The sequence below is a fragment of the Streptomyces sp. NPDC012474 genome, from assembly GCF_042955185.1.
GTDB lineage: Bacteria > Actinomycetota > Actinomycetes > Streptomycetales > Streptomycetaceae > Streptomyces > Streptomyces cahuitamycinicus.
The window spans coordinates 43,437-64,899 of the sequence record NZ_JBIBEP010000006.1; the positions used below are offsets into that span (position 1 = coordinate 43,437).

The window sequence follows — 21,463 nt, forward strand, 5'->3', positions numbered from 1 at the left end:
CCGTCAGGCCGAGGAAGGCAGATCCTCCGGCGGAGGCACCGCAGCCCCCGGCAGCCGTACCGTCGCCACCGTGCCGCCGCCATCGGCGTGGGACAGGGACACCTCACCCCCCGCCTGCTGCACCGTACGCGCCACGATCGACAGGCCCAGGCCCGAACCCGGCAGGGCCCTCGCGTCCGGGGAGCGCCAGAAGCGGTCGAAGACGTAGGGGAGTTCGTCGGCGGGGATGCCCGGGCCGTGGTCGCGGACCGTGAGGACGCCCTCGGTCAGGCGGACCTCGATCAGGCCGCCCTCCGGGCTGAACTTCACGGCGTTGTCCAGGATGTTGACCACCGCCCGTTCCAGGGCGGAGGGTTCCGCGCGGACGAACCAGGGCTCGACATCCGCCGTGATCGTCAGTTCCGGGCCGCGCAGCCGCGCTCGCCGCAGCGCCGACTCGACGGTGTCCTGCCAGGCCACGATCTGTGTCCGCTCCGAGTGCTGGCCGGGATCCGGGCGGGACAGTTCCTGCAGGTCGCCGATGAGCGTGGCGAGTTCCGTCATCTGCGCCTTCACCGACGCGAGCAGCGCCTTGCGGTCAGCCTCGGGGAGGGGGCGGCCCGTTTCCTCGCTGCGGGTCAGGAGTTCGATGTTGGTGCGCAGAGAGGTGAGCGGCGTGCGCAGTTCGTGGCCGGCGTCCGCGATCAGCTGCTGCTGGAGGTCACGGGAGCTGGCCAGGGACGAGGTCATGGAGTTGAAGGAGCGGGACAGGCGGGCGACCTCGTCCTCGCTGTCGTCCTCCACGGGGATGCGGATGTTCAGATCCTCCGTGCGGGCCACGTGCTCGACGGCCTCGGTCAGCTTGTCGACGGGGCGCAGCCCGGCCCGGGCGACGGCCAGGCCGGCGGCTCCCGCGCCCAGCACCCCCACACCGGAGACCAGCAGGAGGATCAGCGCCAGCTCGTTGAGCGTGGACTGGGTTCCCTTGAGCGGCAGGGCGACGACGAGGGAGTAGTCGGCGGCCACCCCTTGCGTCAGGGACCCGTCCTTGACGACGACCGCCGTGGTCAGGACGCGCAGCTTGTTGCCGTCGTTGTCGGTGCCGTCGCGGATGTGGCCCTGGTTCGGGTCGGGATCCTTGGCCACGGCCTTGTCCTCGCCACTGACGTGCACCTGTGCCGTGGAGCTGGGGAAGAGGCACACCTTGCCGTCGGCCCGGACCAACTGCCCGTAGCTCTTGGGTCGCGAGCCCATGCCCAGTCCGTCGGAAGGCGTCTGACGGCAGTAGGCCGTGAGGTCCTGGAAGTCGTCCGAGCGCAGCGGCCCGACCGACGACCTCAGGTCGTTGTCGATCTCGTCGTACAACTTCCCCTGCACGATGAACCAGCAGGTCACCGACACCGCCGCCACCGCGAACGCCACCGCCGCCGCCACCAGCAGAGCCAGCCGCGACCGGATCGGCAGCGAGCGGAACCGCCGCAGGACCTTCTTCACTCGGCGCCGCCCTGCCGCAGCACGTAACCGACCCCCCGCACCGTGTGGACCAGGCGCGGCTCCCCGCCCGCCTCGGTCTTGCGGCGCAGGTACATCACGTACACGTCGAGGGAGTTCGACGACGGCTCGAAGTCGAAGCCCCAGACGGCCTTCAGGATCTGCTCCCGGGTGAGGACCTGGCGCGGGTGCGCCATGAACATCTCCAGCAGCGTGAACTCCGTGCGGGTCAGCTCCACCTGGCGCCCGCCCCGGGTGACCTCCCGCGTCGAGAGGTCCATGCGCAGGTCGGCGAAGGTGAGGGCGTCCTCGTCGGTGGGGCCGGCCGCGCCCACGGCCGCCGCGTAGGTGCTGCGGCGCAGCAGCGCGCGGATGCGGGCGAAGAGTTCGTCCAGCTCGAAGGGCTTGACCAGGTAGTCGTCGGCACCCGCGTCGAGACCGGTGACCCGGTCGCCGACCGTGTCGCGGGCCGTGAGCATCAGGATCGGCGTGGTGTCTCCGGTCGCGCGGATGCGGCGCGCCGCCGTCAGACCGTCCATGCGCGGCATCTGGATGTCGAGGACGACCAGGTCGGGCCGGTAGGCCGCGGCCTTGTCCAGCGCGTCGGCGCCGTCGACCGCGACCTCGGTCCCGTACCCCTCGAACGCGAGGCTGCGCTGGAGTGCTTCGCGTACGGCCGGCTCGTCGTCGACGATCAGGATGCGCTGCGGGTCACGGTCGCCGTCTGCGGGGCTCATGGGTCGGAGGTCCTCGGGTGTGAAGGGGGGCGGGGGTGCTCTGACGCTCTCAGCGTCGCACGTCGGCGGGCGGTGCGGGGAGGAGCGTCAGCCCCGTACCGGGCGGTGCCGTCAGGAGCGTCAGCCCCGTACCGCGCGGCGTCGGGCCGTCGAGGCCCGGCCGCCGCGCCGGGGCGTTTTGGCCGGCACCTCCGGCGCCCGGCGGGCGGGCATGTGCAGGGCGGACGCCACCGCCAGGGCCAGCCCGACCGCCGCCGGGTCTCCGCCCGGCTCCGTGTGCACAACCTGCTGGATCATCGCCGTACTCCTCGCTGTCAGGTGCTCGGACTCAGTCGGTCGAACCCGCCCGCAGCTTCGCCAGGTCCGCCTTGACGGTGTTGATCGGGATGGCGAAGCCCAGGCCGACGCTGCCCGCGTCGGAGGACGAGGAGGCCTGGCTCGTCGGCGAGTACATCGCGGAGTTGATCCCGATGATGTTGCCGTTCATGTCGATCAGGGCCCCGCCGGAGTTGCCCGGGTTGAGGGACGCGTCGGTCTGGAGCGCCTTGTACGTGGTCGTGTCGGACCCGGTGTCGCCGTTGAACTGACGCCCGCCGAACTCGAACGGCCACTGGTCGCCCTGCCCCTGCCCCCACTGCTGCTGGTCCTGGCCCTGGCTCTGGTCCTGGCCCTCTTCGGTCGGGACGGTGACGTCACGGTCGAGGGACGAGATGATGCCGCTGGTGACGGTGCCGGACAGCCCCTCGGGGGAGCCGATCGCCACGACCTGGTCGCCGACCTGGAGTCCGGCCGAGTCGCCGAGCGTGGCCGCCTTCAGGCCGGAGGCGTTCTCCAGTTTGATCAGCGCCAGGTCCTTCTTGCTGTCGGTGCCGACGACCTTCGCGGTGTACGACTTGCCGTCGCTGGTGGTCGCCTTGATCTGCGAGGCGCCGGCGACGACGTGGTTGTTGGTGATGATCTCGCCGTCGCCCGTGATGATCACGCCGGAGCCGGTGGAGGACCCGGCGTTGGAGTCGGCGCTGATCTCGACGATGCTCGGGCTGACCGCCTTCGCGACGCCGGCGACCGTGCCCTTCTGACTGGAGGGGACGACGGTGGTGCTGGTGGAGCTGGAGGCGACGGTGTCGCTGCCGGTCAGCTCCTGGATGCCGTAGGCGGTGCCGCCGCCTATCGCCGCCGCGACGATCGCCACGGCGGCGATCAGGGCGAGGGGGCCACGCCCACGCTTCTTCGGAGGCTGAGCATGCGGAGCATGTGCCGGGGCGTACGCCGGCGGGGGCGGCCACTCGGGGTTCACCGGGGCCTGCTGCTGACCCTCGTAAGGGTTCTCGTACTCGCCACTGCGGTGGAAGCTCTCGGTCATGGAACCGAGCTTGTCGCCCGACCATGAGAGCTTCCTGAGGGCTTGCTGAGAAGCCCGACAGAACCTCGTATGCCCGATATAAAGAGCCCTGCCGCCCCTGCCGGGGTCGGCCGCCCGAGACTACGAGCAGCCGCAGGAGTGCCGGGTCACCAGCCGCGAGGGGAAGACCTTCAGCCGCTCCCGCCGGGTCCCCGCGACCCGCAGCCCGTCGTCGAGGACGAGGTCGACGGCCGCCCGGGCCATCGCCGGACGGTCGGAGGCGACCGTCGTCAGGGGCGGGTCGGTGAGCGCCGCCTCCTTGATGTCGTCGAAGCCGGCCACCGCCAGCTCGCCCGGGACCTCGATGCGCAGCTCGCGAGCCGCGCGCAGCAGGCCGATCGCCTGGTCGTCGGTGGAGCAGAAGATCGCCGGCGGGCGCTCGGGGCCGGAGAGGATCTTCAGGGCGGCCTGGTAGGCGTCGTAGCGGTTGTAGAGGACCTCGAAGAGGCGGCCCTCGGTGGAGATCCCGGCCTCGTCCATCGCGCGGCGCCAGCCCTCGACGTGGTCAGAGACCGGGTCGCCGACCGCCGGCGTCTCGGCTATCCCGCCCATACAGGCGACGTACTCGTAGCCGTGCTCCAGCAGGTGGCGGACGGCGAGCTCGGCGCCGCCCAGGTCGTCCGTGGCGACGGCGACGTCGTCGATGGCCTCGGGGCGTTCGTGCAGCAGGACGACCCGGGCGTCCCAGGCCTCGATCTCGGCGGCGGCCAGGTCGTTGAGCGCGTGGCTGACGAGGATCAGGCCGGAGACCCGCATGCCCAGGAAGGCGCGCAGGTAGTGGACCTCGCGCTCGGCCACGTAGTCCGTGTTGCCGACGAGGACCATCTTCCCGCGCTCGGAGGCGGCCTGCTCGACCGCGTGCGCCATCTCCCCGAAGAAGGGCTGGCGGGCGTCCGGGATGATCAGGCCCAGGAGGTCCGTGCGCCGGGACGCCATCGCCTGGGCCACCCGGTCGGGCCGGTACCCCAGTTCCTTGATCGCGGCGAGGACACGCTCGCGCGTGGCCGGGGCGACCGGCCGGGGTCCGTTGTTGATGACATAGCTGACCACGGCAGTGGAAGTCCCTGCCAGCCGCGCCACATCATCCCGAGTCACCTTGGCCACGCGCGGAGTCTACGCGGATATACCGGCTCCGGGCAGGGCGTAAAGGAGGTTCTGTACGATATCCCGACCGCCGTCCGGGGTGCCCTGCCCGGGAAGCGATGCCCAGGTCGGTGCCGCAGTACGCCTCTCACGCCTTGGCGCGGGCCTCAGCGGCGTCCAGGGCGGGTGACTCGTCCACCTTGTCCGTCTTTGCCTTGGCCGCCTTGGCCTTCGCCTCCTCGGCGGCGCGCTCCATCTTCTCCGGCTTCTCCGGCGTAACAAATCGATAACCGACGTTCCGGACGGTGCCGATCAGCGACTCGTGCTCGGGGCCGAGCTTGGCGCGCAGCCGCCGTACGTGCACGTCGACCGTGCGCGTACCGCCGAAGTAGTCGTAGCCCCACACCTCCTGGAGGAGCTGGGCGCGGGTGAAGACGCGGCCGGGGTGCTGCGCGAGGTACTTCAGGAGCTCGAACTCCTTGAAGGTGAGGTCGAGGACGCGGCCCTTGAGCTTGGCGGAGTACGTCGCCTCGTCGACCGACAGATCGCCGTTGCGGATCTCCATCGGGGAGTCGTCGCTGACGATCTGCTGGCGGCCCATGGCCAGGCGCAGCCGCGCCTCGACCTCCGCCGGGCCGGCGGTGTCGAGCAGGACGTCGTCGATGCCCCAGTCCGCGGTCACGGCGGCGAGACCGCCCTCGGTGACGACGAGGACGAGCGGGCAGCCCGGCCCGGTGGAGCGCAGCAGCTGGCAGAGGCTGCGGACCTGCGGCAGATCACGGCGGCCGTCGACGAGGATGACGTCGGCTCCGGGGGTGTCGACGAGGGCGGGGCCCTCCGCGGGGGCCACCCGCACGTTGTGCAGGAGCAGGCCGAGTGCGGGGAGCACCTCCGTCGACGGCTGGAGGGCGTTGGTCAGGAGCAGCAGAGAACTCATACGTCTGGTTCCTCCTCGGTCCCTGCGAGGACGCTGGTTGGCACAGCACGGGCTCTGCGATCCCGAAGGCCCCGTACACCTGCGGTTTCCCGCGTCGTATACAACGCTTCCGAAAGCACAAAAGGACCCGGGGGCTACGTTGCCCGAGTCCTCTGCCCAGCAGAATAGCCCACATGAGCTCTGGTCCGGCAGGTCATGTGGCGCGTTCCACCGATCGTCCGCATTCCGAGACGGGCGGGGGAAGGCCGGTGAGGATGTCTTCGCGGACGTTTCTGCGCACGTCCGACAGTGTTGCGATCGACGCCGTATACGAGCCGGGAGCGGCTGTGTACGACACCTCCGGGACGCCTTCCGCTCATCCCGCGTTCGTCGTCGCCCACGGATTCACCGGCTCGGTGGACCGGCCGCACGTGCGGCGGATCGCCGCGGTCCTCGCCCGGTACGGGGGCGTGGTCACCTTCTCCTTCCGCGGGCACGGCATGTCCGGCGGGCACTCCACGGTCGGCGACCGGGAGGTGCTCGACCTGGCGGCGGCGGTGGCCTGGGCGCGGAGCCGCGGCCACGAACGGGTGGTGACCGTGGGCTTCTCCATGGGCGGCTCGGTGGTGCTCCGGCACGCGGCGCTGCACCCGCGGCAGACCGACGCGGTGGTGGCGGTCAGCTCACCGGCCCGCTGGTACTACCGGGGCACCGCGCCGATGCGGCGGCTGCACTGGCTGGTGACCCGGCCCGAGGGGCGGATCGTGGGCCGCTACGGATTCCGTACGCGCATCCACCGCCGGGACTGGAACCCGGTGCCCCTCTCCCCGGTGGAGGCGGTGCCGAGGATCGCCCCGACCCCCCTCCTCGTCGTGCACGGCGAGGACGACGGCTACTTTCCCGTCGACCATCCGCGGATGCTGGCCGCGGCCGCCGGTGACCAGGGCGAACTGTGGCTGGAGCCGGGTATGGGGCATGCCGAGAACGCGGCGAGCGACGAGTTGCTGGCCCGGATCGGGGAGTGGGGCGCCGGCCGGGCGGGCTAGCCTGACGGTGTTCACCGTCGCATTCATTGAGGAAGCAGATGCCAAAGGTCACGGTGCGCTACTGGGCCGCCGCCAAGGCCGCGGCCGGGGTGGCCGAGGAACCGTACGAGGCGGTCACGCTCGCCGAGGCGCTCGCCGGGGTGCGCGAGCGGCACCCGGGCGAACTGGAGCGCGTCCTGCGCCGGTGCTCGTTCCTCGTGGACGGCGACCCCGTGGGCACCCGCGGACATGAGACGGTACGGCTGGCCGACGGCGGCACGGTCGAGGTGCTCCCGCCGTTCGCAGGAGGATGACGATGAACGACCAGCCGAACCGGCCCCACCAGCCGTACGACGGCTACGCCCCCTACGGGCAGCAGCCGCAGGCGTGGCCCGGGCAGGGGCACCAGGGGTACGAGGACCCGCAGGCCGCCCAGCAGTACACGCAGCAGTGGCAGGGGCAGACCTGGGAGACGCAGAACCACCAGCCGGTGCCCGCGCAGGCGCCGGATCCGGAGACGGCGATCCTGACCCCCCAGTCGCCGCCGCGGAGACCGCCGGCCCCGGCCGGAGCCGACGCCGCCGGTACCGGCTACGGCCCCGCCACCGTCGGCGGGAACACCCGCGTCACCGACGCGCAGCGGGCCCGGGCGGAGGGGCGTTCCCCGGTCATCGAGCCCGGCATGCAGCCGGCCGCGCTGACGGCGCTGCTCGGCCTGCTGCTGGCCGGTGCGGCGGCGGTCGGCACGTACGCGCTGCTCGTGCCGCTGGTGGTCCTCCAGGCCGTCACCGCGGCGGGCTGGTTCCGGCTGAACGGGATGTGGCCGGCCCGGCAGGGCATCGCGCTGGGCTTCGCGGGCGCGCTGGCCGCGGACGCGGCGCTGCTGGTCTCGGGCCGCTCCCCGGCGGCGATCCTCGGCACGATCGGGGTGTGGGTGCTGCTCGCGCTCGTCCTCCAACTGCGCTCGCACGCCGACCCCGACGAGCGGATGTACGGCCTGATGGCGACGGTCGCGGCCTCGGCGCTGGCGATCGTGGCCGGCGGGTACCTCGCGGCCGCCGCGGACGCGGTGACGGTGGGCGCGGTGGCCGTGGCGGCGGCCGTCCTGGCCCGCGCGCTGCCGCTGCCGACCCCGGCTTCGGTGGTGGTGTCCCTCCTCGCCGCGGCGGGCGCGGGCATCGTGGCCGGGCCGGTCACCGGCCTCGGCACCTCCGGTGCCCTCCTCGGCGCGGGCGCCGCCGCCTGCGCCCTGATCGGCCACCGGGTCGCGAGCTACGACTACCCGTCCCGCTTCGTGCACTTCACGGCGGGCGTGGCCCTGCCGCTGGCCGCGGCGGCCCCGGCGGTGTACGTCCTGGGCAGGGCGCTGGCGTAGCGCTCCGGGCCGGGGGCTGTCACAGGTGATCAACAATGTGCCGGCCCCCCTTCCTCTCGGCGTTACCCTCACGCAAGGGACGGCCACCGGGTCGTCGAAACACCGGACCGGTGGGGGACACACCGCATGCGTGCACTGCGAATACTGCTGATCTTCGTCGTGATTCTGGGCGGGCTCTTCGTGATCGCCGACCGCGTCGCGGTCAACTTCGCCGAGGACGAGGCCGCCGACCGGCTGAAGACGACGGAGAACCTGTCGGCGACCCCCGACGTGTCGATCAAGGGCTTCCCGTTCCTCACCCAGGTCGCGGGCGGCTCCCTGGACGACATCGAGATCGGCATCAAGGACTACGAGGCCACCGCGGGCAACGGCGGCCAGAAGATCCGTATCGACGACCTCCAGGCCGACATGAAGGGCGTCGAGTTCTCCGGCGACTACAGCTCCGCCACCGCCTCCAGCGCCACCGGCACCGCGACCATCGCCTACGACGAGCTGCTGAAGACGGCGAAGTCCGAGCCCACCCAGGTCGCCCCGGGCGTCACCGCCAACGTCGTCGGCCTCTCCGATGGCGGCAACGGCAAGATCAAGGTCACCGTCGAGGCCACGGTCCTCGGCACCAAGCTCCCGGAGCCGGTCTCCGTGCTCAGCTCGGTGAAGGTGGACAACGGCACCGTCAGCGTGCACGCCGACGGCCTGCCCGAGTTCGGCGGTGTCGACATCGCCGAGGACCGCGTCCGGGCGATCACCGACTTCCAGCAGAAGATCGACGGCCTGCCCGGCGGCATCGAGCTGGACACGGTCCAGGCCGCCCCGAACGGCGTCGAGATCACGGTGAAGGGTTCCGACGTCCGGCTGGCCGGGTAGACAGAGCGCAGGGCGGCGGACAGGGGTGTCCGGTGGGCGAGACGGCGGCGTCCGCAGCTCAGATGTGACGGCCGATACATGGGGTCACGATCCGTGTCCCGCGGCGCCGCATCCCCCTCTGGTCCCACATCGTGGATTATCGCGTCTCAGCATGCGACACACCGGTGACATGCCTGCCTGACCGTCCCTACGATCGACGCTATGAAGCGACAGGCGGACCTCACGAAGCGGCGGGCAGTAGACCTGTGCCGCGTCGCCGCCATGCTCTGTCGCACCTTCTGAGCGATCGCGTCGGCAGTCGCGCCGGCGCGCGCATCCCCGCAGCCCCGCATCACGGGCACCCGTGCGCCGCCCTGCCTCAAGGGCGCGCCCTGCAGACCTCGCACGCCCCGCCGTAACTGCCCCGGAGGAGAAGAAGCATGAGCCGCAGCGACGTCCTGGTCGACGCCGATTGGCTCCAGGAGCACCTGGACGACCCGACCATCGCCATCGTCGAGGTGGACGAGGACACGTCCGCCTACGAGAAGAACCACATCCGCAACGCCATCCGGATCGACTGGACCCAGGACCTCCAGGACCCGGTCCGCCGTGACTTCGTCGACCAGGAGGGCTTCGAGAAGCTCCTGTCCGACAAGGGCATCGGCAACGACCACACCGTGGTCCTCTACGGCGGCAACAACAACTGGTTCGCCTCGTACGCCTACTGGTACTTCAAGCTGTACGGCCACGAGAGCGTCAAGCTCCTCGACGGCGGCCGCAAGAAGTGGGAGCTCGACGCCCGCGAGCTGGTCCCCGGCGACGAGGTGCCCGAGCGTCCGAAGACGGACTACAAGGCCAAGGCGCAGGACACGTCCATCCGTGCCTTCCGCGACGACGTCGTGGCCGCCATCGGTGCGCAGAACCTCGTCGACGTGCGTTCGCCCGACGAGTTCTCCGGCAAGCTGCTCGCCCCGGCCCACCTGCCGCAGGAGCAGTCGCAGCGCCCCGGCCACGTGCCGAGCGCCCGCAACATCCCGTGGTCCAAGAACGCCAACGACGACGGCACCTTCAAGTCGGACGACGAGCTCAAGGAGCTCTACGCCGAGGAGAGCGTCGACCTGGCCAAGGACACCATCGCCTACTGCCGCATCGGTGAGCGCTCCGCCCTGACCTGGTTCGTGCTGCACGAGCTCCTCGGTGTGCAGAACGTCAAGAACTACGACGGCTCCTGGACCGAGTACGGCTCCCTCGTGGGCGTGCCGATCGAGCTCGGCGCCAACAAGTAACCCTCCCCGACCGACCTTTCCAGACTTCAGGAGTACGACATGTGCGGTGCGAAGGCCGGCGGCCCCGACGCCTCGACGATCAAGCCCGGTGAGACCACCATCCAGGGTCAGGTGACCAAGGACGGCGAGCCCGTGGTGGGCTACGTCCGTCTGCTGGACTCGACCGGCGAGTTCACGGCCGAGGTGCCGACCTCGGCGACCGGACAGTTCCGCTTCTACGCGGCCGAGGGCACCTGGACCGTCCGTGCCCTCGTGCCCGGCGCCACCGCCGACCGCACGGTCGTCGCCCAGCAGGGCGGCCTGGCGGAGGTCGCGATCGCCGTCTGACGGCGATCAGCTCCTCGAAGGGCCGCACCCCCCGGGTTGGACGCCTGGGGTGCGGCCCTTCGGCCTGTCCGTCCTACGCTGGACACATGTACGCACGGCGGCGTCACACGTACTTCGCGATGATGGGCCTCTGCATCGGCCTCTTCGTCCTGGCCTGGGGTGTCGTGCGCCTCTGGTCCGTTCCCGTGGCCGTCGGGATGTGCGTGGTCGCCATGGTCATCCCGCCTGTCGCGGCCATGGTCGCCAACCGGCGCGGCCCGGAGGACCGGTGGTGGGACGACCCGTCCGGGGATCCCCAGTCCGACGAGTGGTGGGACGAACTGGACGGCAAGAAGCGGCCGCGGTGAGCGGCGTCGTCCCGCCCGCCGGGGGGCCGTCGCCGAGGCCGCGCGCCGGCCTCACGACGACGTCCGGGTGCCCATGGACGGAGGCGGGCCACCCGTCCCGCCTCCGCACGCGAACGCCTCAGTAGACGAGCGCCTGCGTCTCGTCCGCCATCGCCTCCTGGACGAAGACCTGCGCGCCCGCGATGCGGACACCCTTGATGACGTCCTGCTCCGTGATCTCGCGGCGGGCGGCGCACTGCGTGCACAGGGTGACGCGGCCGGCCGTGAGGAGGGATTCGAGCAGGTCGGGCAGGGGAGCCGCGTGCGGCAGCTCGAACTCGGCGGCACGGCCCGGCAGGGCGAACCAGGCGGACTCGCCGGTCAGCCACAGGGAGACGTCGACGCCGCTCGCCACGGCCACCGCCGCCACCGTGAACGCCTGAGAACACCGCTCGGGGGCATCGGCCCCCGCCGTCACCTTGATCACCAGCTTCTTCGCCATAGCCGGAATCGTAGTCCGCGATCGTAGGGCCGAACGGGCCCGCGTAAGCTGGGCCCGGCCCCGTGCACACATCCGCAGCCCGCTCAAGGAGCACCCCGTGGAGATCTTCTTCGAAATCCTGTTGGTCCTGGTCGCCGTCGGCGTCCTCGCCTTCGCCGGACTGACCGTGAAGAAGCTGTACCAGGGCCAGCGCTGACCCACGTCTAGGAAGTTCCCATGATCGAGATCCCGTCCGACCTTCACAAGGACCTCGTCCCGCTCGCCTTCCTGCTCGGCGACTGGGCGGGCGCCGGCGTGCACGACTTCCCCGGCTCCGAGAAGTGCAACTTCGGGCAGGAGGTCTCCTTCACCCACGACGGCCGGGACTTCCTGGAGTACCGGTCCCACAGCTGGGTGCTGGACCAGGACGGCAACAAGGTCCGTCCCCTGGAGTCCGAGCAGGGCTACTGGCGGATCGACTCCGGCCGCAAGGTCGAGGTGACGATGACCCGCGACGACGGCGTCATCGAGATCTGGTACGGCGAGCTGGCCGACAAGAAGCCGCAGATCGACCTCGTGACGGACGCGGTGGCCCGCACGGCCGCCTCCCAGCCCTACACCGGCGGCAAGCGGCTGTACGGCTACGTCAAGAGCGACCTGATGTGGGTCGGCGAGAAGCAGACCCCCGAGGTCGAGCTGCGCCCCTACATGTCCGCCCACCTGAAGAAGGTCGTCACCCCGGAGGAGGTCGAGCGCTGGGCCAAGGCCCTGCCCGACGACATGCCGGACGACGGCATCGCCTTCTTCAAGTGACCGCATGCCTTCCTCGACCGGCCGGATGCGAGTCGGCCTAGACTGGCCGGTGTGGTGGACACCGACTGGAAGAGCGATCTGCGGCAGCGCGGCTACCGGCTGACCCCGCAGCGGCAACTCGTGCTCGAAGCCGTGGACACCCTGGAGCACGCGACCCCCGACGACATCCTCGTGGAAGTGAGGAAGACGGCGTCGGGGGTCAACATTTCCACGGTGTACCGGACGCTTGAGCTCCTGGAGGAGCTCGGTCTTGTCAGCCACGCGCATCTGGGGCACGGGGCGCCGACATACCACCTCGCGGACCGGCACCACCACATCCACCTGGTCTGCCGCGACTGCCAGAACGTGATCGAGGCGGACGTCTCCGTGGCCGCCGAGTTCACGGCCAAGCTGCGGAAGACCTTCGGCTTCGACACCGACCTGAAGCACTTCGCGATCTTCGGCCGGTGCGAGGACTGCACACTCAAGGCTTCAACTACCGAGTCGTAGGCTTACGCATATGAAGAGCCCCCTGCTGACCCTGCCCGGCGCCGTCCCCGCCGAGGGCGTGGACGAAGGCGTCGCCGCCCACTACGGCGATCTGTTCCGTGAGCAGCGTGCCCTCGCCGACGGCACCGGATTCGTGGACCTCTCGCACCGGGGGGTCGTCGCCGTCACCGGCGAGGACCGGCTGGCCTGGCTGCACCTGCTGCTCACCCAGCACGTCAGCGACCTGCCGGCGGGCCGGGCCACCGAGGCGCTGATCCTGTCCGCGAACGGCCACATCGAGCACGCGCTGTACCTCGTCGACGACGGCGCGACGGTCTGGGCCCATGTGGAGCCGGGCACCCAGGAGGCGCTGATCGCGTACCTGGAGTCGATGAAGTTCTTCTACAGGGTCGAGGTCGCCGACCGCACGGCGGACACCGCGGTCGTGTACCTCCCGGCCGGGTCCATCGCCGACGTCCCCGAGGGCGTGGCCGTACGGGAGACGCCGCACGGGCGGGACCTGTTCCTGCCGCGCGCCGACCTGGAGACCTACGCGGCGCAGGCCGGGCCGCCCGCCGGGATCCTCGCCCACGAGGCGCTGCGCGTGGAGCAGTACCGGCCCCGGCTCGGCTTCGAGACCGACCACCGCACCATCCCGCACGAGCTGGGCTGGATCGGCTCGGCGGTGCACCTGCAGAAGGGCTGCTACCGGGGGCAGGAGACGGTCGCCCGGGTGCAGAACCTGGGCAAGCCGCCGCGCCGGCTGGTCTTCCTCCACCTCGACGGCAGCGAGGTCCACCTGCCCGTGGCCGGGACGGAGCTCCGGCTCGCGGACGACAGTCCCGACGGCCGGAAGGTCGGCTTCATCACGACCTCCGCGCGCCATCACGAGCTCGGGCCGGTCGCCCTCGCCCTGGTGAAGCGGAACGTGGCCGTGGACGCACCGCTGATGGCCGGAGACACCGCCGCAGCGCAGGAAGTCGTCGTCGAGCCGTAGGACTTGTAGATCTTTCGGGTCAGATTTCGATCTGCACGGTGAACGGGCCGTCGTTCGTCAGCGATACCCTCATCGCCGCCCCGAAACGGCCCGTGGCCACCGTCGCGCCCAGCGAGCGCAGCCGGGCGACGACCTCGTCGACGAGAGGTTCGGCCACGTCGCCGGGGGCGGCGGCGTTCCAGGTGGGGCGGCGGCCCTTGCGCGCGTCGCCGTAGAGGGTGAACTGGCTGATCACCAGCAGCGGGGCGTCGATGTCGCTGCACGACTTCTCGTCGTGCAGCATGCGGATCGACCAGAGCTTGCGGGCCAGCTGGGCCGCCTTCTCCTTGGTGTCCTCGTGGGTGACGCCGACGAGGACGCACAGTCCCTCGCCCTCGATCGCCCCCACGGTCTCGCCGTCCACGACGACGCTCGCGCCGTCCACCCTCTGCACCACTGCTCGCATACGTCCATCATGCAGGGCGGTGACATCGACGCCGCGGGCGGTCGGCGCATGGCCCGAAAGGGTGGTTTGCGCGGGCGCCAACAGCCCCTGCACGGCCGTATTTTGCTGCTATACCGCCCATCTGGGGTCTATCGGGGGCACTCGTTCCCATAGCGGCCACTTGGGGTGGCACGATGCATGCACACACCGGTCGAGGGGACGGTTGAGGCACATGAGCACACCAAGCACCGGACAGCAGCAGGCGGCTGTCCGGTCGACGTACACGGGGATCGGCGCGTCGGAGTACCACCGGCCGCCCACACAGCGCACGGACAGCCCGCGGCTGCCTTCGGACGCCTGCGCGCCCGAGTTGCCCGCGCTGAGCCTGCCCGACCTGCGCAGGCTGCGCCGTGAGGCCCAGCGCGACGAGGCCGACCTCAGCTATCTGCGGCGGCTGCTCCAGGGGCGGATCGACATCCTGCGCGCCGAGGTCGCCCGGCGCGGCCCGGCGGGCTTGGCCTCCGTGGCCGTGTCCGACGCGGGTTCGGTGGTGGAGCGGCTGGCGGAGATCCTGCGGGACGGCCCGGCCCTGCACCGCTCCTCAGCCCGCCATCTGACCCTGGGCACCCCCCAGGGCGAGGAGTACCGGCGGCTGGCCGCGGAGATGCTCGCCGAGGTCGAGCTGTCCGACCTGGACGCGCGCACGGACCAGGAGCTGACCACGGCGATGGGACGGCTCGAACGCCACGAGCAGCAGGTCTCCCGGCGGCGCCGGCGGCTCCAGCGCACCGCCGACGAGTGCAGCGCGGAGATCGCCCGCCGGTACCGCGAGGGGGAGGCGCAGATCGAGGACCTGCTGGTGTGAGCCGTCCGGGGCCCGGGGGGAGGGGGGCGGTCGGATATTCACGCGACACCGACCGGCCCTCCGCCTAGCGTGAGTTCATGACCTCCGTGTCCCGTGCCGACGACATCGACGTACGCCCGATCACCGCGTCCGAGTTCACCGACTGGCTGCGTGCCGTGAACACCGGCTTCCTGCGGGCGCCCGCCCTCACCGAGGAGGAGATCGAGGGCCGGCGCGGGAAGTTCGTCGAGGGCCGCTACCTCGGAGCCTTCGACCACGGCAGGTGTGTGGCGACCTTCCGGTCGTTCGACCAGGAGCTCACGGCCGTGGGTGGCGCGAGGGTCCCGGCGGACGCGATCTCGGGCGTCACCGTCACTGCCACCCACCGCCGCCGCGGGCTGCTCAGCCGGATGATGGCGCGGGACCTGGCGGCCGCGAAGGAGCGCGGGGACGTCGTCGCGACGCTGATCGCCGCCGAGTACCCGATCTACGGCCGCTACGGCTTCGGGCCGGCGACCACGATGGCGGAGTGGACGATCGACGTGCCGCGCACCGGCCTCGACGCCCGCTGGGCGGGTCCCGCGGACGGCGGGCGGGTCGACCTGGTGGAGGGCGAGGACGTCCGCAAGCTCGGCCCCGAGCTGCACGAGCGGCTGCGCCGGGGCCTGCCCGGCGCCATCGACCGCGACGAGACCTGGTGGAAGGTGAACACCGGCGCCCTGCTGTTCGACCCGTCGTGGAAGACGCCCTTCTTCGCCGTGTACCGCTCGGCGTCCGGCGAGGTCGAGGGCATGGCCGCGTACGACGTGGACGACAACTGGGGCGACGCCAAGCAGCCGCTGAACACGGCGACCGTGCGGTGGCTGCTCGGCGTGACACCGGCCGCGGAACGCGCGCTGTGGGAGTACCTGTGCTCCGTCGACTGGGTCGTGAAGGTGAAGAGCGGCTGGCGGGCGCCCGACGACCTGCTCCCGCACTTCCTGCCCGATCCGCGAGCGGCCGGGATCACCTCGCTGGCGGACTGGCTGTGGGTCCGGATCCTGGACGTCGTACGGGCGCTGGAGGCGCGGACGTACGAGGGGCAGGGGACGCTGGTGCTGGAGATCGCCGGGGTGGACGGGCTGACCGGCGGGCGCTACCGGCTGGAGGCATCACCCGAGGGGGCGTCCTGCACGCCGACCACCGAGAGCGCGGAACTCGAACTGGGACTGGGCGAGTTGGGGGCCCTGTGGCTCGGGGGCGAGTCGGCGGTGCGGCTGGCGGCGCTGGGGCGGGTGCGCGAAGAACGAGCGGGCGCCGCCCGGAAGGCAGACGCCCTGCTGCGTACGCCCAGGCGGCCTTGGTGCCCGGACATGTTCTGAGCCGCTCCCTCCTGCCGGTGTGCTGGGCCCGCATCCGTAGCGAGCTGTTCAGTTGTGGTTGCCGTGCGGCCGTACCGGCCGGGCGGGACTCCCGGCTCCCCTCCGGAAGGGAGTCCCTGAGCGGGTGGCCAACCCCCAGAAGGTCTGACCATGTTTCCCAAGTTGGTTACCAACTTCACTGTTCTTATCTCCGCTTGGAAGCGGCTCATAACCACCTTTCCGTGAACTGCCGCAAGATGGCGGGAAGTTGTACTGTTCAGTTGTGGACCCGGAACACGACTCCGTCACTGGACGGAACAGGTCGCAGCGGCCACAGAGAACACACCACGAGGTGGCCGACGAGCTGCGCGCCCGGATCAGGTCCGGGTCACTGCGGCCGGGCGAGCGCCTGCCCACCCAGGCCCGGCTGGCCCAGGAGTTCGGTGTCGAGCGCGGTGCGGTGCGGCAGGCGCTGCGCGTCCTGCAGTCCGAGCGGCTGCTCACCAACGTGTCCAAGGGCAGCCCGGCGACCGTCGCCCCCGACCCCGCCGGTGCGCTGACCGGCCCGCAGTCCCCGCCGCTGCCCACCACGGTGGCTCTCGCGCCCCGGATCGCGACGGCGTTCGCGGCGGACCACGTCGAGATCGACGCCGTGTGCCTGACGTCCATATCCCTCACGCTCGCCATCGGGGAGCCACTGCGGCAGATCCACGCCGGACGGCTGAAACCGGCCAAGGTCGACATGCGGGTGCTGCTGCCGAGCCGGGACATCGACCTGGCCTTCCCGGTGCCGGTCGAGGGGAGCGGAGACGACTGGGTGCACGAGCGGTGGCTGGCGATGCGCAACGCCCAGGGGCAGGTCCTCCAGCACAATCTGCTGGCCCTGCGCGCCACGCACGGCATCGATGTGCACGTCACGTTCCGGGCGCTGCCCTTCACCCCGCCGGTGAAGCTGTACCTGCTCAACGGCACGGAGGCGCTGTTCGCGTACTACACGCTGACGCGCCGGGAGGCCGAGGCCGATCACGAGCAGCCGGCGCTGTACGACGCCCAGGGCACCCAGTCCATGCTGTTCGCCTTCCGGCAGGGTGCCGGGCTGCGCGACACGACGTTCGTGGAGCAGTCGCACCTGTGGTTCAACGCGCTGTGGGAGACGATCAGTTCGGAGCTGGTGCTCACGAGCTGACGTCTCCCACGGGCCGTTCGGGGTGGCGCGGTGCGTCATCGGGCGGGCCCCGTCATCAGCAGCGCGAGCACGACCGCTCCCGCGGAGCTGACGGCCGGGCTCTTGGCCTTGACGCCTACGGTGAGAAGGATCAGGCCGACGATGCCGGCCGGACCGTACCTCCACTGGACGAGCTGTTCGAAGGCGACGACGAAGGCGGCGGAGAGGAGAGCGAGGGCGGGCATCGGTGTTCCCCCTTCGGAAGTCCGGAAGCAAAACTTCCGCCAACTCCGAGAAGTTGGCAACCAACTCTGATTAAGTTGTCCCCACTTGGCCCCTAGTTATAAACAACTTTCAAACAACTCCCGCCAGATGGATCAGAGTTGTAGCGTTTGGTCGTGACCCAGGAGAGCGTGGCGGAGAGCGTGGCAGTGAACGGCAGCAGAAGGTCATCGCCCCAGGAGATCGCCGACATCCTGCGGGAACGCATCCGTGCCGGTGAGCTGAAGCCCGGGGACCGTCTGCCCACCCAGGCCGAACTCGCCGAGGAGTTCGGCGTCGAGCGCGGCGCCGTCCGCCAGGCCCTGCGCGTCCTCCAGGAGGACGGCTTCCTCACCAACGTCAGCAAGGGCAGCCCGCCACGGATCGCCGCCCCGGCCCCGGCCCGGGCTGAGCCCCAGCCGACGATGGTGGGCCTGGCACCGCGCCTGACGGAGGCGTTCTCGGCCCCGCGCGTCCGCGTCGACGTCGTCTGCCACACCGCGGAGACGCTGATGGTCGCCATCGCCGAGCCGCTGCGCCTGATCCACGAGGGCCGCATCCACCCCGAGGCCATCGACGTCCGCATCCTGGTCCCCTCCCGGGACATCGAACTGGCCTTCCCCGTCCCGGTCGAGGCCCACGGGAAGGACAACCCGGTCCACACCCGGTGGCTCGCCATGCGCAACGCCCAGGGCCAGGTCCTCCAGCACAACCTGCTGGCCCTGCGCTCCACCCACGGCATCGACGTACGCGTCCGCTTCCGCGCGCTGCCGTTCACCCCGCCTGTGAAGCTGTACCTCCTCAACGAGCAGGAGGCCCTGCTCGGCTATTACATGCTGACCAGGCGCGAGGAGGAGTGGGGCAGCCAGACCCTCGACATGTACGACGTCCTCGGCTCCCGCTCCCTCCTCTTCGCCTTCGCCAGGCGAGCGGGCCTGCGAGACGGTGCGTTCGTGGAGGAATCGCAGAAGTGGTTCAACGCCCTCTGGGAAACCATCACGACCGACCTGACACTCTCCTAGTGACTTCAGATGCGACGCAGACTGGTGCGGTGCCCGACGAGACCGAGAATGATCCGAATCGACTCCCTCATCTGATCAGACGTGCCCGTGTCGTGCTCTGGGACTTCGACGGCCCCATCTGCCGCCTGTTCGCCGGACACTCCGCGGAGCGGGTGGCGGGCGACCTGGTGTCCTGGCTGGAGGGCCGTGGCCTGCACGGCCTGCTCAACGACACCGAGCGCGAGTCCCTGGACCCGCAGGTGGTGCTGCGCGCCGTGGACCGCAGGCACCCCGGCAGCGACCTCGTCGCCGCGCTGGAGGAACGTCTCACCCAGGAGGAGCTGAGGGCCGCGTCCTCGGCGTGGCCGACCGCGTACGCGGACCCGCTGATCCGCACCTGGACGGCGGTGGGCACCCGCCTGGCGATCACGACGAACAACTCCCCGCGCGTGGCCCGCGAGTACCTCGCGAGCCGCGGCCTCGTCGACTGCTTCGCGCCCCATCTCTACGGACGGACCCAGGAGCTGCACCACCTGAAGCCGGACCCGCACTGTCTGAACCGCGCGTTGAGCGAGATGGGGGCCGCGCCGGCGGATGCGCTGATGATCGGCGACGCACCCTCCGACCTTCAGGCGGCGGAGCGGGCCGGGGTGCCGTTCCTGGGCTACGCGCGCAACGACAGGAAGGCGAAGTTCCTGCTGGAGGCCGGCGCGGAGTGGGTCGTGGGATCCATGGAGACGCTGCTGAAGCTGCTGCGCGAGTGACGAGGAGCGCGACCGCTAGCGCTCGGCCAGCAGCAGACCGAGGAGGACGGCGGCGATCGTCAGGCATGTCGGGTTGCGCGTCCTGACGCCGACTCCCAGGAGGAACAGGAACAGCATGCCGGACGTGCCGTAGCGCATCTCGAAGACGCGCTCGATGGTCGTGCCCAGAAGCACGGGCCACGGTCGAACGAGTTTCATGGTGCCCCCAGCTACCATTTTCCGTTAAGCGATCAACTTGCAGTCCAATTGGACTGGTTGTCGTAATCTGGTTCTGCCCTGGGCTGTTGATCCCTTAACCAGCAGCTGATTTGGCTGCTGAGTTGACTGAAACTGGTTTGGCCCTACGTATGACGAGGTACGGTCGCGGTGTGAGTGAGGGGCACACCGGCGAGGGCGGCGGCAGGTCATTCGAGCGCGTCGCGGGCGAGTTGCGGGCGCGTATGGCCGACGGACGTTACCCGCTGCACGCGCTGCTGCCCCCGCAGCGTGAACTGGCCGAGGAGTTCTCCGTCTCCCGCGACACCGTCCAGAGGGTGCTCAGGGAACTGAAGAGCGAGGGCTGGATCGAGTCCCGCCAGGGAAGCGGATCACGGGTGATCAGGACCCAGCAGATCCACTCGCCGACGAGCAGCAAACGGCCCGACCGCATGGTCACGCTCGGCCCGCTCATCAGTGAGGCGTTCGAGCAGCCCCACGTGACCCTGGACGTCTTCACGCTGACCTCGGAGTCGCTGGACGCGCACATCCGCCTGCAGACGGAACGGATCGGGGCCGAGCTGATCGCCCCGCAGAGCATCACCCTGCGCATGCTGCTGCCCGACGAGTCCCTCGACTTCCCCTACTGGCGTACCAAGGACGGTGCCAGCGACACCATCCTGAAGGAACGGTTGCTGGGCATCACGCGACGGCACACCGCGTCGCTGCGCAGCGTGCTGAGTGATCTGAAATCGATGGGGCTGGTGCCGTCGGTGGATTTCGAGATCCGTCAGGCACGGCTGGTGCCGACCTTCAAGCTGTATCTGGTCAACGAGGTGGCGGCGCTGCACGGTCCCTACCAGCCGTTCCAGCGGAAGATCGTTTTTGAGGACGGGCGGGAGATCGAGGCCATCGACGTGTTCGGCCTGGGGGCCCAGCTCACCCACCACGTCAAGGACGAGGACCCCTACTCGCCGGGCACGGTGTTCGTGGAGACGCACCAGACCTGGTTCGACTCCGTCTGGACGCACCTCACATGACGCGGCAGGACGCCCCTGAGCCGAGGAGCTTCCCCGCACCCGCGAGGACGGTGAGATGTGAGGACACCACGAAGTCGGCACCGTCCTGCCGCATTCCCTCGGCCCGGCCCTCGTCCCGGGTGTAGCCGAGAAAGCACGTTCCGGCCGAGCGGGCCGCCTTGAGGTCGGTGAGCTGGTCCCCGACCATCAGGCAGGACGCGGCCGGAAGCTCCAGGTGCTCCCTGGCCCGCTTGATGCAATGCGGGTCCGGCTTCATATGCCGCGCGTCGTCCTGGTCCCGGCCGAAGATCCGCTCGAACTTCGTGTCGAGCCCGTGAGTTTCCAGGTACGTCCGGATCGGATCCTCCGCGTTGTTGCTCACCATGACCAGGCGCATGCCGAGGTCGAGCAGCGCATCCACGAGATCCGCGACATACGGCGTCGGCGTGGCACGTCCGACTGCTCTGGCCTCCTGCTGGGCGACGATGCCCTCCGCCAGCTCCAGGGGACGCCTGCAACGAGGCCGGGGTGAGGGCCGGTCGTACATGTCCCTGAGCCTCAGCAGGATGCCGTGGGAGTCGGCGCAGGCGCTGACGTCCGGGTCGAGGGTGCCCCAGTACCGCCGGGCCACCCGCTTGACCTCCTCCGCGACATCCCGCGTCGACGTACCGCCGAAGAGGTCGCAGACCGGACCGTCGAAGTCGAACAGAACCGCTCGGGTGGGGCCGAGCAGGCGCACCAGGGCATCCTCGTCGGCGGTCGCGTCGGTCATGGGCCTCCCCGGCCTCTCGTAGTCGCGCGCGTCAGTCTTCACCATCGGCGCCGGTCGTACCAACGGCGCAGGTCCGACAGCGTGATGGCCTTCAGCCGCCGTCCGGGTGCGCGTCGACTGCCCCGGGGA

At 70.5% G+C, this 21,463-nt stretch carries 28 protein-coding genes; 17 read left to right on the forward strand and 11 right to left on the reverse strand.

Annotated elements, in window-relative coordinates; genetic code table 11:
• Window positions 1–3: 3 nt before the first annotated feature.
• The 6 genes from ACFY9S_RS15265 to ACFY9S_RS15290 all read right to left on the reverse strand — a co-directional run bounded on the left by ACFY9S_RS15265 (window position 4) and on the right by ACFY9S_RS15290 (window position 5,629).
• Window positions 4–1,473 (reverse strand): ATP-binding protein, encoded by a 1,470-nt coding sequence (locus tag ACFY9S_RS15265; RefSeq protein ID WP_391127797.1) that lies wholly within the window; start codon window positions 1,471–1,473, stop codon window positions 4–6.
• Window positions 1,470–2,207 carry a response regulator gene (locus ACFY9S_RS15270; RefSeq protein WP_391127800.1) on the reverse strand — a complete coding sequence of 246 codons (738 nt, stop codon included), beginning with the start codon at window positions 2,205–2,207 and terminating at the stop codon, window positions 1,470–1,472. The genes ACFY9S_RS15265 and ACFY9S_RS15270 overlap by 4 nt, the downstream gene beginning before the upstream one ends.
• 120 nt (window positions 2,208–2,327) lie before the next feature.
• On the reverse strand, window positions 2,328–2,504 hold the full coding sequence (locus ACFY9S_RS15275; RefSeq protein ID WP_391127803.1) for a hypothetical protein: 177 nt from the start codon (window positions 2,502–2,504) through the stop codon (window positions 2,328–2,330).
• 31 nt (window positions 2,505–2,535) lie between these two features.
• Window positions 2,536–3,570, reverse strand: a complete 1,035-nt coding sequence (locus ACFY9S_RS15280; protein WP_391127806.1) for a trypsin-like peptidase domain-containing protein — start codon at window positions 3,568–3,570, stop codon at window positions 2,536–2,538.
• Between the two features lie 120 nt (window positions 3,571–3,690).
• Entirely contained in the window at window positions 3,691–4,713 is a 1,023-nt protein-coding gene (locus ACFY9S_RS15285; RefSeq protein WP_102909337.1) for a LacI family DNA-binding transcriptional regulator, read from the reverse strand.
• Between the two features lie 127 nt (window positions 4,714–4,840).
• Complete coding sequence (locus ACFY9S_RS15290) at window positions 4,841–5,629, reverse strand: winged helix-turn-helix domain-containing protein (RefSeq protein WP_391127810.1); 789 nt, start codon at window positions 5,627–5,629, stop codon at window positions 4,841–4,843.
• 173 nt (window positions 5,630–5,802) lie between these two features.
• Between ACFY9S_RS15290 and ACFY9S_RS15295 the strand changes: the two genes are divergently transcribed.
• The 8 genes from ACFY9S_RS15295 (at window position 5,803) to ACFY9S_RS15330 (ending at window position 10,811) form a co-directional block, all read left to right on the forward strand.
• Window positions 5,803–6,654 carry an alpha/beta fold hydrolase gene (locus ACFY9S_RS15295; RefSeq protein ID WP_391127812.1) on the forward strand — a complete coding sequence of 284 codons (852 nt, stop codon included), beginning with the start codon at window positions 5,803–5,805 and terminating at the stop codon, window positions 6,652–6,654.
• A gap of 38 nt (window positions 6,655–6,692) precedes the next feature.
• On the forward strand, window positions 6,693–6,947 hold the full coding sequence (locus ACFY9S_RS15300) for a MoaD/ThiS family protein (protein ID WP_351628205.1): 255 nt from the start codon (window positions 6,693–6,695) through the stop codon (window positions 6,945–6,947).
• A complete protein-coding gene (locus tag ACFY9S_RS15305; RefSeq protein WP_391127817.1) occupies window positions 6,944–8,008 on the forward strand; it encodes a hypothetical protein in 1,065 nt (354 codons plus the stop codon). Before ACFY9S_RS15300 ends, ACFY9S_RS15305 begins: the two co-directional genes overlap by 4 nt.
• 126 nt (window positions 8,009–8,134) lie before the next feature.
• Window positions 8,135–8,872, forward strand: a complete 738-nt coding sequence (locus ACFY9S_RS15310) for an LmeA family phospholipid-binding protein (protein WP_391127820.1) — start codon at window positions 8,135–8,137, stop codon at window positions 8,870–8,872.
• 201 nt (window positions 8,873–9,073) lie between these two features.
• Window positions 9,074–9,154: a putative leader peptide gene (locus tag ACFY9S_RS15315; protein WP_350310325.1), complete on the forward strand. Its 81-nt coding sequence runs from the start codon at window positions 9,074–9,076 to the stop codon at window positions 9,152–9,154.
• 137 nt (window positions 9,155–9,291) lie between these two features.
• Window positions 9,292–10,137, forward strand: coding sequence for a rhodanese-like domain-containing protein (locus ACFY9S_RS15320; RefSeq protein ID WP_391127823.1), 846 nt, complete (start codon window positions 9,292–9,294; stop codon window positions 10,135–10,137).
• Between the two features lie 39 nt (window positions 10,138–10,176).
• Entirely contained in the window at window positions 10,177–10,464 is a 288-nt protein-coding gene (locus ACFY9S_RS15325) for a DUF1416 domain-containing protein (protein WP_003991226.1), read from the forward strand.
• Between the two features lie 86 nt (window positions 10,465–10,550).
• Window positions 10,551–10,811 (forward strand): DUF3099 domain-containing protein, encoded by a 261-nt coding sequence (locus tag ACFY9S_RS15330; protein ID WP_037759339.1) that lies wholly within the window; start codon window positions 10,551–10,553, stop codon window positions 10,809–10,811.
• 118 nt (window positions 10,812–10,929) lie between these two features.
• On the opposite strand, the gene ACFY9S_RS15335 is transcribed toward ACFY9S_RS15330, so the two are convergent.
• The gene (locus ACFY9S_RS15335) at window positions 10,930–11,292 is read right to left on the reverse strand and encodes a DsrE family protein (RefSeq protein WP_391127827.1); all 363 of its coding nucleotides are present in this window, start codon (window positions 11,290–11,292) and stop codon (window positions 10,930–10,932) included.
• Between the two features lie 216 nt (window positions 11,293–11,508).
• Between ACFY9S_RS15335 and ACFY9S_RS15340 the strand changes: the two genes are divergently transcribed.
• The 3 genes from ACFY9S_RS15340 to ACFY9S_RS15350 are packed head-to-tail and all read left to right on the forward strand — an operon-like array spanning window position 11,509 to window position 13,549.
• Window positions 11,509–12,084 carry a heme-binding beta-barrel domain-containing protein gene (locus ACFY9S_RS15340; protein ID WP_391127830.1) on the forward strand — a complete coding sequence of 192 codons (576 nt, stop codon included), beginning with the start codon at window positions 11,509–11,511 and terminating at the stop codon, window positions 12,082–12,084.
• Window positions 12,085–12,135: 51 nt separating this feature from the next.
• Complete coding sequence (locus tag ACFY9S_RS15345; protein ID WP_102909325.1) at window positions 12,136–12,573, forward strand: Fur family transcriptional regulator; 438 nt, start codon at window positions 12,136–12,138, stop codon at window positions 12,571–12,573.
• A gap of 10 nt (window positions 12,574–12,583) precedes the next feature.
• Window positions 12,584–13,549 carry a YgfZ/GcvT domain-containing protein gene (locus ACFY9S_RS15350; RefSeq protein WP_391127834.1) on the forward strand — a complete coding sequence of 322 codons (966 nt, stop codon included), beginning with the start codon at window positions 12,584–12,586 and terminating at the stop codon, window positions 13,547–13,549.
• Window positions 13,550–13,568: 19 nt separating this feature from the next.
• On the opposite strand, the gene dtd is transcribed toward ACFY9S_RS15350, so the two are convergent.
• Window positions 13,569–13,994 (reverse strand): D-aminoacyl-tRNA deacylase, encoded by a 426-nt coding sequence (gene dtd, locus ACFY9S_RS15355; protein WP_102909323.1) that lies wholly within the window; start codon window positions 13,992–13,994, stop codon window positions 13,569–13,571.
• Between the two features lie 211 nt (window positions 13,995–14,205).
• Between dtd and ACFY9S_RS15360 the strand changes: the two genes are divergently transcribed.
• From ACFY9S_RS15360 to ACFY9S_RS15370, 3 genes are all read left to right on the forward strand, one after another.
• On the forward strand, window positions 14,206–14,838 hold the full coding sequence (locus ACFY9S_RS15360; protein WP_391127837.1) for an aerial mycelium formation protein: 633 nt from the start codon (window positions 14,206–14,208) through the stop codon (window positions 14,836–14,838).
• Between the two features lie 77 nt (window positions 14,839–14,915).
• Window positions 14,916–16,178, forward strand: a complete 1,263-nt coding sequence (locus ACFY9S_RS15365; RefSeq protein ID WP_391127840.1) for a GNAT family N-acetyltransferase — start codon at window positions 14,916–14,918, stop codon at window positions 16,176–16,178.
• 247 nt (window positions 16,179–16,425) lie between these two features.
• A complete protein-coding gene (locus ACFY9S_RS15370; protein WP_391127843.1) occupies window positions 16,426–17,343 on the forward strand; it encodes a GntR family transcriptional regulator in 918 nt (305 codons plus the stop codon).
• 35 nt (window positions 17,344–17,378) lie between these two features.
• Here ACFY9S_RS15370 and ACFY9S_RS15375 read toward each other — a convergent pair whose 3' ends face one another.
• On the reverse strand, window positions 17,379–17,567 hold the full coding sequence (locus ACFY9S_RS15375) for a hypothetical protein (RefSeq protein WP_102909320.1): 189 nt from the start codon (window positions 17,565–17,567) through the stop codon (window positions 17,379–17,381).
• 147 nt (window positions 17,568–17,714) lie between these two features.
• On the opposite strand from ACFY9S_RS15375, the gene ACFY9S_RS15380 reads away from it, so the two are divergent.
• Together ACFY9S_RS15380 and ACFY9S_RS15385 are read left to right on the forward strand one after the other, a co-directional pair.
• A complete protein-coding gene (locus ACFY9S_RS15380) occupies window positions 17,715–18,605 on the forward strand; it encodes a GntR family transcriptional regulator (RefSeq protein ID WP_391127847.1) in 891 nt (296 codons plus the stop codon).
• Between the two features lie 29 nt (window positions 18,606–18,634).
• The gene (locus tag ACFY9S_RS15385) at window positions 18,635–19,348 is read left to right on the forward strand and encodes an HAD-IA family hydrolase (RefSeq protein WP_391127850.1); all 714 of its coding nucleotides are present in this window, start codon (window positions 18,635–18,637) and stop codon (window positions 19,346–19,348) included.
• Between the two features lie 15 nt (window positions 19,349–19,363).
• Here ACFY9S_RS15385 and ACFY9S_RS15390 read toward each other — a convergent pair whose 3' ends face one another.
• On the reverse strand, window positions 19,364–19,546 hold the full coding sequence (locus ACFY9S_RS15390; protein ID WP_388253539.1) for a hypothetical protein: 183 nt from the start codon (window positions 19,544–19,546) through the stop codon (window positions 19,364–19,366).
• 170 nt (window positions 19,547–19,716) lie between these two features.
• Here ACFY9S_RS15390 and ACFY9S_RS15395 point away from each other — a divergent pair, with 170 nt between their 5' ends.
• Window positions 19,717–20,583 carry a GntR family transcriptional regulator gene (locus ACFY9S_RS15395; RefSeq protein WP_391127854.1) on the forward strand — a complete coding sequence of 289 codons (867 nt, stop codon included), beginning with the start codon at window positions 19,717–19,719 and terminating at the stop codon, window positions 20,581–20,583.
• Here the strand turns inward: ACFY9S_RS15395 and ACFY9S_RS15400 are convergent.
• A complete protein-coding gene (locus ACFY9S_RS15400) occupies window positions 20,576–21,334 on the reverse strand; it encodes an HAD-IA family hydrolase (RefSeq protein WP_391127857.1) in 759 nt (252 codons plus the stop codon). The genes ACFY9S_RS15395 and ACFY9S_RS15400 overlap by 8 nt on opposite strands.
• Window positions 21,335–21,463 lie beyond the last annotated feature (129 nt).